General features: G+C 27.3%; 9 protein-coding genes. 8 read left to right on the top strand and 1 reads right to left on the bottom strand.

The genetic code is table 11. The features are described 5' to 3' along the window. Positions 1–392: 392 nt before the first annotated feature. The gene (locus BN346_RS21835) at positions 393–557 is read right to left on the bottom strand and encodes a hypothetical protein (RefSeq protein WP_158644521.1); all 165 of its coding nucleotides are present in this window, start codon (positions 555–557) and stop codon (positions 393–395) included. A 718-nt stretch (positions 558–1,275) separates the two neighbouring features. Here BN346_RS21835 and BN346_RS19985 point away from each other — a divergent pair. The 8 genes from BN346_RS19985 to BN346_RS19945 all read left to right on the top strand — a co-directional run bounded on the left by BN346_RS19985 (position 1,276) and on the right by BN346_RS19945 (position 9,448). Then, positions 1,276–1,557, top strand: coding sequence for an ArsR/SmtB family transcription factor (locus tag BN346_RS19985; protein WP_040330881.1), 282 nt, complete (start codon positions 1,276–1,278; stop codon positions 1,555–1,557). A gap of 75 nt (positions 1,558–1,632) precedes the next feature. Continuing rightward, the gene (purR, locus tag BN346_RS19980; protein ID WP_040330879.1) at positions 1,633–2,472 is read left to right on the top strand and encodes a pur operon repressor; all 840 of its coding nucleotides are present in this window, start codon (positions 1,633–1,635) and stop codon (positions 2,470–2,472) included. Between the two features lie 189 nt (positions 2,473–2,661). Further along, the gene (gene spoVG / locus BN346_RS19975; RefSeq protein WP_040330878.1) at positions 2,662–2,949 is read left to right on the top strand and encodes a septation regulator SpoVG; all 288 of its coding nucleotides are present in this window, start codon (positions 2,662–2,664) and stop codon (positions 2,947–2,949) included. 377 nt (positions 2,950–3,326) lie between these two features. Next, positions 3,327–4,688 carry a bifunctional UDP-N-acetylglucosamine diphosphorylase/glucosamine-1-phosphate N-acetyltransferase GlmU gene (gene glmU / locus BN346_RS19965; RefSeq protein WP_040330876.1) on the top strand — a complete coding sequence of 454 codons (1,362 nt, stop codon included), beginning with the start codon at positions 3,327–3,329 and terminating at the stop codon, positions 4,686–4,688. A gap of 20 nt (positions 4,689–4,708) precedes the next feature. Further along, on the top strand, positions 4,709–5,665 hold the full coding sequence (locus BN346_RS19960; protein WP_040330875.1) for a ribose-phosphate diphosphokinase: 957 nt from the start codon (positions 4,709–4,711) through the stop codon (positions 5,663–5,665). Positions 5,666–6,029: 364 nt separating this feature from the next. Next, positions 6,030–6,716, top strand: a complete 687-nt coding sequence (locus tag BN346_RS19955; protein ID WP_040330874.1) for a response regulator transcription factor — start codon at positions 6,030–6,032, stop codon at positions 6,714–6,716. Then, positions 6,716–8,137, top strand: a complete 1,422-nt coding sequence (locus BN346_RS19950) for a sensor histidine kinase (protein WP_040330872.1) — start codon at positions 6,716–6,718, stop codon at positions 8,135–8,137. The genes BN346_RS19955 and BN346_RS19950 overlap by 1 nt, the downstream gene beginning before the upstream one ends. 144 nt (positions 8,138–8,281) lie before the next feature. Then, complete coding sequence (locus tag BN346_RS19945; protein WP_040330871.1) at positions 8,282–9,448, top strand: S1C family serine protease; 1,167 nt, start codon at positions 8,282–8,284, stop codon at positions 9,446–9,448. Positions 9,449–9,961: the final 513 nt, after the last annotated feature.

The following is a 9,961-nucleotide window of genomic DNA, read 5'->3' as shown; positions in this document are numbered from 1 at the left end:
AGTTGAGAATTCTAATTAATTTAATTGGAAATGGAAAATTGAAAATTGAAAGTTAATGTGAAAATTGGACTTCCAATTTTAAAGAATGATTTTTTATTAGATTTGCAGAGCAAATTAGTTGAAAACAATATAAAAACGTAGTTTTTAAGCATTTCTATTTTTAGATATTAAAAGCGAAGTGAGTAATATCAACTATAACTTTTCACTTTTAACTCTTACTTGGTTCCAAATATAAAAATAGAAATAAACTGTAAGCTTAATAATATCATTTGATAAAGAGATTACTTTAAATTTGAACTTGGAACCCTATATTTAGCTACAAAAGGAAAATAAATGTAAAAGAGAAAAGTGGATTTAAAAATCCACTTTTTCTAATATGTGCTAAGGTGTATTTAAAATAAATCTTGGGAATCTTTATTTTCATTCTTGGAGGAAATCTCAGATGAAAATTCATTTTGTCTTGCATTATTTTGGTTTGATTTTGAATCTAGGATAGCTTGTTGCTTTCCTAAATCAAAAGCATGTTTTAAATCTTCTTCTGTAAAAAGTTTTTTCATTATAACACCTCTTTATAATCAAGTTGTAGTAAAAATATATAAGTAACTTAAAATCTTATAATAGTATTTCTCAAAAACATATAGTTATTCACGTTTTATTTGAAAAATTATACCAAAAGCAACAATGAAATATGAGTTTGAAGTTTTAGAACAATGATGTTTAACATTTAGAAAACGTGAAATAATAGTTATTGTATAAAATGTGTTTTAAATTTGCATATTATTATTTATAATATATTTATAAATCATAATATATGAATAATGTATATAATAATATAGGAGTCCAAGTTGAAACTTTAAGTTATTCATGTTTCAGTTGAGAAAGTGCTATAAAAAATTAACAATTAACAATGAAGGATAAAACTGACGTCTCAGTTTTTAAAAAATCAATTTTTATGATAATTTGCTAAGCAAATTAGTTAAAGTATATAAAAAAACTAGTTTTTTATAGTTCTATTTTTAAATATTAAGAACGAAGTGAGTAATATTCACTATCACTATTCACTTTTCACTCTTACTTTTTAATTGGTTTCCAACATGATAATAGAATAAACTGTAATATAAGTAACGTCATTTGATAAATCTATTGTTTAAAATTCCAGCTTGGAATTCTATGAATGATATAAATTCAAAATTAATATTATTAATTAAGGAAGATAATATTTATTAAGTTTAAGATTTAAATCCTATAGAGAAATTTAGAAAGGTTGTTTGTTTTATGGGGAATAATAATGAATTATATATAGAGTATGCAGAAATTTTAAAAGCGATAGCGCATCCAGCAAGGTTATGTATAGTAAGAAGTTTACTTGAAAAGGGTGAACGAAATGTAACTTGTATGCAAAATTGCTTAGAGCTTCCACAGTCAACAGTGTCTCAACATCTGCAAAAGTTAAGGGCAGCAGGTATAATAAAAGGAAATAGAGATGGACTTGAAGTAAACTATTATATATGTAATGATAAAGTAAAAGAAATAATAGAAGTTTTGTTTAAGGAATAGATAAAAAAGTTGATATATAAATTATGATATAAAAGAGATCTAAAAGATTATAAGTTGAGAAAGGTAAATTAGAGTATGGAAAAATCATCTGAGAAGTTTAGTAGAAATCAAAGGGTTGTTGGAATAACAAAAATTTTAACAGAGTCACCAAACAGAGTAGTTAATTTAAATACATTTACAGAAATATTTAATGCAGCAAAATCTACAGTAAGTGAAGATGTAGTTATTGTTAGAGAAACTTTAGAAAAACTTTATATGGGAAAAGTTGAAACAGTTTCAGGAGCAGCTGGTGGAATAAAGTTTACTATAGATATGTCTAAATATGAAAAGAATTTATTTATACAAGAACTTTGTGATGTTTTTAGAGAAAAAGATAGAATAATGCTTGGAGATTTTTTATATGTTACAGACTTAATGTTTAATCCAGACATTATATCAAAAGCAGGAAAAATACTAGCTGCTATGTTTAGAGATATAGAAGTTGATTATATAGTTACAATAGAAACTAAGGGAATACCACTAGCATACGAAGTAGCTAAAAATTTAGGAGTCCAGTTAGTTACTGTTAGAAATAGAACTAGAGTAACAGAAGGTGCAAGTGTTAATGTTAATTATTTATCAGGAACTAATAAGAGAATCCAAACTATGTCTTTATCAAGAAAAGCAATGAAGAAAAATAGTAAATGCCTATTTATTGATGACTTTATGAGAGGTGGCGGAACTGCAAAGGGAATAGATGAGCTTCTACAAGAGTTTGATAGTGAACTTGTAGGTTGTGGTGTTCTTGTTGACAACAACTTTGATGCAAAAGAGAAAATAATAAAAAATTATGTATCACTTATAGAGTATAATGGAATAAGTGAAGACGGGACAGCTATTGTGAAGCCATCAGAAAAGTACATAGATAAAATATAGGCAATAGGAATTTATAATAGAAAGAGGCATTTTATAATGCTTCTTTTCTTATTTATAGGAAAATTTATAAGAAAAATTTTAATAAATTGTTAAAATAGTTAGAAAATAAAAAATTGCAAAAAAATAAAGAGGATATTTAAAAAATATGGAGAATAATACACTATAGCACAGCTTGGAGGTGGAGTTCATATGCAAATTACAGATGTTAGAGTTAGAAAAATTGCTACAGAAGGAAAAATGAAGGCCATAGTGTCTATAACATTAGATAATGAATTTGTTATACATGATATTAAAGTTATAGAAGGCCAAAATGGATATTTTATAGCTATGCCTAGTAGAAAAACTCCAGATGGAGAATTTAAAGACATAGCACATCCAATCAACACAGAAACAAGAGAAAAAATACAATCAGCTATATTAGGTGAGTATGAAAAAGTTAGAAATGAAGAAACTGTTGTTGATTCAGAAGAAAAATAAATTTATTTGTAAAAATAAAAAGGACGTTGTTCCTTTTTATTTTTTTGTAAAAAAATAATTGTACAACATATTTATAACAATAGAACACATAAATAATGTTAAAAAGTGTATTTTATGCGTTTTATTATTAAGAAAAAACCATATAAAAGTGCGAATAAAATTATTAAAAGGTGTACTTTTTGAAAAAAAACTAAAAAAATATTCACTTTTATTTGCAAAAATAAATTATATAAAATATAATTAATAAAGGTATGAATAATAATATTTAGTAAAAATTAAATATTATTATAAAAAATGTTGATTGTATTAGAATATATAATGCAAATTAAAGGATTAATTTGTATAAAATTAAGATATAGTTTAAAGAGGTGTATTAAGTGTATAAATGTGCTATCGTATTGGCGGCAGGAGAAGGAAAAAGAATGAAATCCGAAACGCCTAAAACTCTACATAAAGTATGCGGAAAAGAAATGATAAATCATGTTATAGATACTTTAAAAAAATGTGAAGTTGAAGATATAGATGTAGTTATAGGAAAAGGCGCAGAAAAAGTAAAAGAAGGAACAAAAGATAGAAATGTTGTTTATTCAGTTCAAGATAAACAATTAGGTACAGGTCATGCTGTTATGTGTGCAGAAGAATTCCTAAAAGGAAAAAAAGGAACAGTTGCAATTTTTGTTGGAGATGGACCTTTAATTACTGAAGAAACAGTTAATAAACTTTTAAATTATCATAATGAAGGAAGTTTCAGTGCAACTATATTAACTTCTATTATGGATAATCCAGCTAAATATGGAAGAATAATAAGAAATTCAAATAATGAAGTAGAAAAAATAGTTGAATTTAAAGATTGTAATGAAACAGAAGCAAAAGTAAAAGAAATTAATTCAGGAATGTACTGTTTTGATATTGAAGAATTATTATCTGCATTATCAAATTTAAATAATAACAATAACCAAGGCGAATATTATTTAACAGATGTTATAGAAATTCTAAAGGGTAAAGAAAAGAAAATTGGCGCAGTTGATGTGCCAGTAGAAGAAATTACAGCAGTAAACTCTAAGGGTGAGCTTGCCATAGCTGAAAGAATAATGAGAAAAAGAATTAATGAAAAACATATGGAGAATGGAGTAATCCTAATAGATCCAGATAACGTATATATAAATTGTGATATTCAAATAGGAAAAGATACAATAATATATCCAAACAATTTTATAGAAGGAAAAACAGTTATAAAAGATAACTGTATAATATATCCAGGTTGTAGAATAAACGATAGTAAAATAGAAGAAGATGTAACAATTCAAAGTTCAGTTATAATAGAAAGTAGTATAGGAAAAAATACAACAGTAGGACCATTTGCTTACATACGTCCACAAAGTGTTATAGGAAACAAAGTAAAAATTGGAGATTTTGTTGAAATCAAAAAATCTACAATTGGAGATGGAACAAAGATATCTCACTTAACATACATAGGGGATGCAGAAGTAGGAGAAAAATGTAATTTTGGTTGTGGAACTGTAGTGGTTAACTATGATGGAGTTCATAAAAACAAAACTATTATTGGAAATAATGCATTTATAGGATGTAACACTAATTTAGTTTCTCCAGTAGAAGTTGAAGATGATACATATATAGCTGCAGGTTCAACAATCACAGAGAAAGTGCCAAAAAATTCTCTAGCTATTGCAAGAGCTAGACAAGTAAATAAAGAAAATTGGGTAAAAAAAAATAAGTAATAAAAATGGGAGGACTACGTATGATATCACATGGTAAAAACATTAAGATTTTTACAGGAAATTCTTATCCAAAATTAGCAGAAGATATAGCAAATATCTTAGGATTAAAAGTTGGAGACTCTAAGGTAGGACACTTTAGTGATGGAGAAATATCAGTTAATATAGCTGAGACAGTTAGAGGACTTGATGTGTTTGTTGTTCAACCAACTAACTCACCAGTAAATGATAACTTAATGGAACTTTTAATAATGATTGATGCATTAAAAAGAGCATCAGCAGGAAGAATAACAGCGGTTATTCCTTACTATGGTTATGCAAGACAAGACAGAAAAGCTAAGGCAAGAGATCCAATAACAGCTAAATTAGTTGCAGATTTAATAACTGCAGCAGGAGCTGATAGAGTATTAACAATGGATTTACATGCAGCTCAAATACAAGGTTACTTCGACATTCCAGTTGATAATCTAACAGGAGCTCCAATCCTTGCTAAACACTTTATAGAAAATGGTTTTAAAGATGCAGATGATGTTGTAGTAGTTTCACCAGACCTTGGAAGTGTAACTCGTGCAAGAAACTTTGCAGATAGATTAAATGCACCAATAGCTATAATTGATAAAAGAAGACCAAAAGCAAATGTGTGTGAAATCATGAACATAATAGGTGATGTAAAAGATAAAAGAGTTATACTTATCGATGATATGATAGATACAGCAGGAACTATTTGTAATGGTGCAAATGCTTTAGTTGAAAGAGGTGCTAAAGAAGTTTATGCATGCTGTTCACATGGCGTTTTATCAGGACCTGCAATAGAGAGAATAGAAAAATCTGCAATTAAAAAATTAGTTGTATTAGATACAATTCATTTAGCAGAAGAAAAACAAATAGAAAAAATAAAAACTTTATCAGTTGCACCAATATTTGCTGAAGCTGTAAAGAGAATTTACCAAGATATTTCTGTAAGTAAATTATTTGATTAATATAAAACAATAAAGTGGTACTATTTTTTTAGTACCACTTTATTTATATGCTTATTTTTATGAATTTTCATGAAAATGTAATAGTAATATCATAGATTTACAAAAAAATGTGAATGTTTTGTAACAAAACTTATAATTATACCTCATACCTATTATAATGGAAGTATGATTAAATATAACAATGTTAAACATGAGGTAATATTTTCCTGGAAGAGATTATGTAGACAAGTCTATTAATATAATGAATTGTAATTTATAATTAATATTAATAATAGTATGATAATTATAAGGACAAGTATTATATGATGTATTAAAAACATTGTAAATATATAAATATATAAAAATAATTAGGAGGGCTTATGTTATGGAAGGTTCAATAGCTAAGGTATTAGTAGTTGATGATGACAAAAATATTTGCGAAGTTATAAAAATGTACTTAGAAAGTGCAGGGTATAACATAAAAACTGCTCACGATGGAAAAGAAGCACAGGAGTGTTTTTTAAGTTTTAAGCCGGATTTAGTTATATTAGACGTAATGTTACCATACCTTGATGGAATGGATGTATTAAAATGGATAAGAAAAGACAGCGAAATACCAGTTATAATGGTTACTGCAAAAGGTGAAACTTTTGATAAAGTTTTAGGGCTAGAATTAGGAGCTGATGATTATATCGTTAAACCGTTCGAGCCTAAGGAATTAATTGCAAGGGTAAAAGCTGTTTTAAGAAGATATACAATGGAATCAGAAAATAAAGAAACAATAACATATGATAGTTTAATAGTAGATGCAAATTCTTATAGTGTAGTTTATAAAAATCAAGAAGTTAAAATGCCACCTAAAGAATTTGAATTATTATATTATTTAGCTAGTAATAAAAATAGAGTATTTACAAGAGAACAGTTATTATGTGAAGTTTGGGGATATGATTATCCAGGAGATTCAAGAACTGTAGATGTTCATATTAAAAGACTTAGAGAAAAGATTGAAGGCGGATCAAATTGGCAAATTGAAACAGTTTGGGGTGTAGGATATAAGTTTGAGGTGAAGTAATGGCAAGACAAAACCTATTCTCAAAAATGGTGCTTATATACACAGTAATTATATTTTTTAGTTTGTCACTAATAGCAACAGTTTTGTCACTTTGGTTTAATAATCATTATATAGAAGAAAAACAAGATCAGGTTTTAAATCATGCAAGCGCAATAAAAGAATTAACTTTAAGTTATATGCAAGGAAACTTAGAGTCAGGCGAATTAGAAAGTAGAATTAAATTTATTGGTAAACACTTTGAAGAAAGTATATTTTTAGTGGATGCTAATGGCTATGTATTTGTATCCATAGAGGACAAAGAAAAAAATATTACAGGAAAGCAAGTGTTTGATAAAAATGACGAGAATGTCTTGGGCCAAAATAAGAAAAACGTTCTTGAAAAGGTAACTAAAAAAAATGAATTAATACCTACAGGAGATTATTCTTTAGTGCAAGACATTGTAAGTGATGAAAATGTGGTTGTAGCAACTATTATAGTTGGTGTTAAGACAAATCAATTAAAGGAATCACTTATAAATATATATAGAATTATATGGTTATCTACGGCTATTGTAATGATTTTATCTATTGGAATAATCTACATTTTTGTAGATAAAATAGTTATAAAACCATTGCAAAATATGAGTACAGTAGCAAGGAAAATAGCAAATGGAGATGTTGAAAAGAGAGTTGAAATAAAAAGCAATGATGAAATAGGAAACTTTGCAGAAGCATTTAATTCCATGGCTAATTCATTAGAAAAGGTAGAGAAAAATAGACGTGAATTTATTTGCAATGTATCTCATGATATAAGGTCTCCAATAACATCTATAAATGGATTTATTAGAGGGATATTAGATGGTGTTGTACCAAAAGAAAAGGAAGAACATTATTTAACAATAGCTTATGAAGAGACGCAAAGACTTACAAGACTTGTTAATGATCTTTTAGACATGTCAGCAATTGAAGAAGGACGTATAACGTTAGCATTAAGGAAGATAGACATTAATGACATAATTAGGCTTAGCATTTTAAAGAATGAAGGTAAAATAAAAGAGAAAAAAATAAAAGTTGATGTATTTTTTGAATCTGATGAACTATTAGTTTATGGAGATCAGGATAGAATATTCCAAGTGATAATAAACTTATTAGATAATGCTATAAAGCATTCTGATGAAGGGGCATTAATTATTATATCTTGCAAAACAAAAGCGGGAAAAGCTTATATATCTATAGAAAATAAAGGTAAGCATATATCAGATGATGAACTTAAAAACATATGGGAACGATTTTATAGAGGAGATAAATCTAGAACAAACAGAGTTAGTTCTGGGCTAGGATTATCAATAGTAAAGAAAATCATAACTATGTTAGACGAAGAAGTTTGGGTTGAAAACACTGAAGATGGTGTAATGTTTGTATTTACGTTAACATTAGCTTAAACAATAATGAAATATCAGTATTTGAATTTTATAGTGAAAATTTTAGTGAAGTAAATTAATAGATACGTTATAGAAAAAGTTAGATTGTTGGTTTTAGGGAGAGACTTTACAATTTAGTGATGATGAGAGGGAAGGAGGAGCTATATGAATAATGACAAGAGCTGGGAAGACAAGTCGTCTACTAATATTGGTGATGATATTAGATTTCAAAAGGCGAAGGATAAAAAGAAAGAGTTTTATGATAAAGTAAAACGCTGTATTATTTATGTTATTATAGCTTCCCTTTCAGGAGCAATAGCAGCTAAGTTTATAGTTGATTATAAATTTGAGAATATTAATGAGAAAAATATTAAATTAGAGCAAAAAAATGTTACATCAGAAGAAAAGGAATTGGCTATTAAGGAACTTGCAAATATTTTAGAAGAATCAGTTGTATCTATAAGTAAGATCAATACTCAAAGTCATGAAGAATTTAACAGCGGTGCAGGAACAATTATAAGTGGTGATGGTTATATAGTAACCAATCGACATGTTATAAATAATGCTGACCAAATAAAGGTTAAATTAAATGATAATAAAGTGTATTATGCTGAAGTTATAGGTGTAGATGCAATGCTTGATTTAGCGGTTATAAAGATAGAAGCAACGAATTTGAAAGCAATGGCGATAAATGATAGTTATGAGGTTAATAATGGAGATGAAGTGTTAGCAATAGGAAATCCTATTGCTAACTCATTTAAAGAGAACTATTCACATGGGAAAATAGAGAATAAGGAACAAAGGGTTTCAATAGTAGATAGACAAAGTGGACAGCCCATAGGATATACAACAATAAAAAATACAGTTAAAATTTTGCCTGGAGATACAGGAACACCACTTTGTAATTTAAGGGGAGAATTTATAGGAATAAATAATAATGCACTAAATTATTCACAACACTTAAAAGACGAAAGTTTAGCAATATCTTTAAAAGAGTCAAAAGCTGTGATTGATGCATTGATGCAAAAAGGAAGTTCATTGAAATTAGGACTAGGAATAGTTGGCGAAAAGGCTATACCAAAGAGTTCAAGTGAAGGAATAACAGGAATATATATTAAAGATGTATTAAAGGAAAGTAATGCATATGAAGCTGGATTAAGACCAACAGATATTATAGTTGAAGTGAACAATATACAAGTGAAAGAAATTGAAGATTTAAATAGATGTTTAAAAGGCTTAAAAGATGGAGAATTAGTAGAATGCAAAATCCTTAAAAAAGGAAAATATGAATTTGTAAATGTAAGGTTAGGTTATTATAGAATGACTAATTAATTTTATAAAATAACATTAAACTTTAAATGAAATGGTTTTAATTGAGACAAAGATTCATATGAAAATTTAAAGTGTATGTTAAAAAATAATTGTAATTTTGTTATATTTAATATAAGATTGATATTAATATATTTATAATTAATTAAGGAACGGCAACAAACCGTTCCTTAAACTTGCAGAAAAATACACAATTTCAAATATATCTTTAAAACTTATAGAAATGAAAAATTAAAAATGAATTTAAAATTGTAGGAGAGAATTCATTTTTGCTAAACGGTATTATGAGGTATTGTTTTTAAGGAACTATATCCAAATCAAAGACCGCCAAGGTTAAAACCTCAGCTACGAGGATAATTAAATTGATTTCCAACCATTGTAGGCCAGGTTTCAACCTTGCATAACGTAATTTAATATATATTACAAATTTGAATTTAAAGTTGTAAACGAGAATTCATTCTTGCTAAACGGTATTATGAGGTATTGTTTTTTAGTCGTTATATCCAAATCAAAGAC

It is taken from the genome of Clostridium ihumii AP5 (genome assembly GCF_000612845.1).
Classification (GTDB): Bacteria; Bacillota; Clostridia; order Clostridiales; family Clostridiaceae; genus Clostridium_J; species Clostridium_J ihumii.
This window is presented reverse-complemented; position numbering and strand designations above follow the sequence as displayed.

Bases quoted from the DNA above. Each gene is read 5' to 3' on its own strand.
- BN346_RS21835 (WP_158644521.1), bottom strand. From the start codon at position 557: ATGAAAAAACTTTTTACAGAAGAAGATTTAAAACATGCTTTTGATTTA.
- BN346_RS19985 (WP_040330881.1), top strand. From the start codon at position 1,276: ATGGGGAATAATAATGAATTATATATAGAGTATGCAGAAATTTTAAAA.
- purR (WP_040330879.1), top strand. From the start codon at position 1,633: ATGGAAAAATCATCTGAGAAGTTTAGTAGAAATCAAAGGGTTGTTGGA.
- spoVG (WP_040330878.1), top strand. From the start codon at position 2,662: ATGCAAATTACAGATGTTAGAGTTAGAAAAATTGCTACAGAAGGAAAA.
- BN346_RS19960 (WP_040330875.1), top strand. From the start codon at position 4,709: ATGATATCACATGGTAAAAACATTAAGATTTTTACAGGAAATTCTTAT.
- BN346_RS19955 (WP_040330874.1), top strand. From the start codon at position 6,030: ATGGAAGGTTCAATAGCTAAGGTATTAGTAGTTGATGATGACAAAAAT.
- BN346_RS19950 (WP_040330872.1), top strand. From the start codon at position 6,716: ATGGCAAGACAAAACCTATTCTCAAAAATGGTGCTTATATACACAGTA.
- BN346_RS19945 (WP_040330871.1), top strand. From the start codon at position 8,282: ATGAATAATGACAAGAGCTGGGAAGACAAGTCGTCTACTAATATTGGT.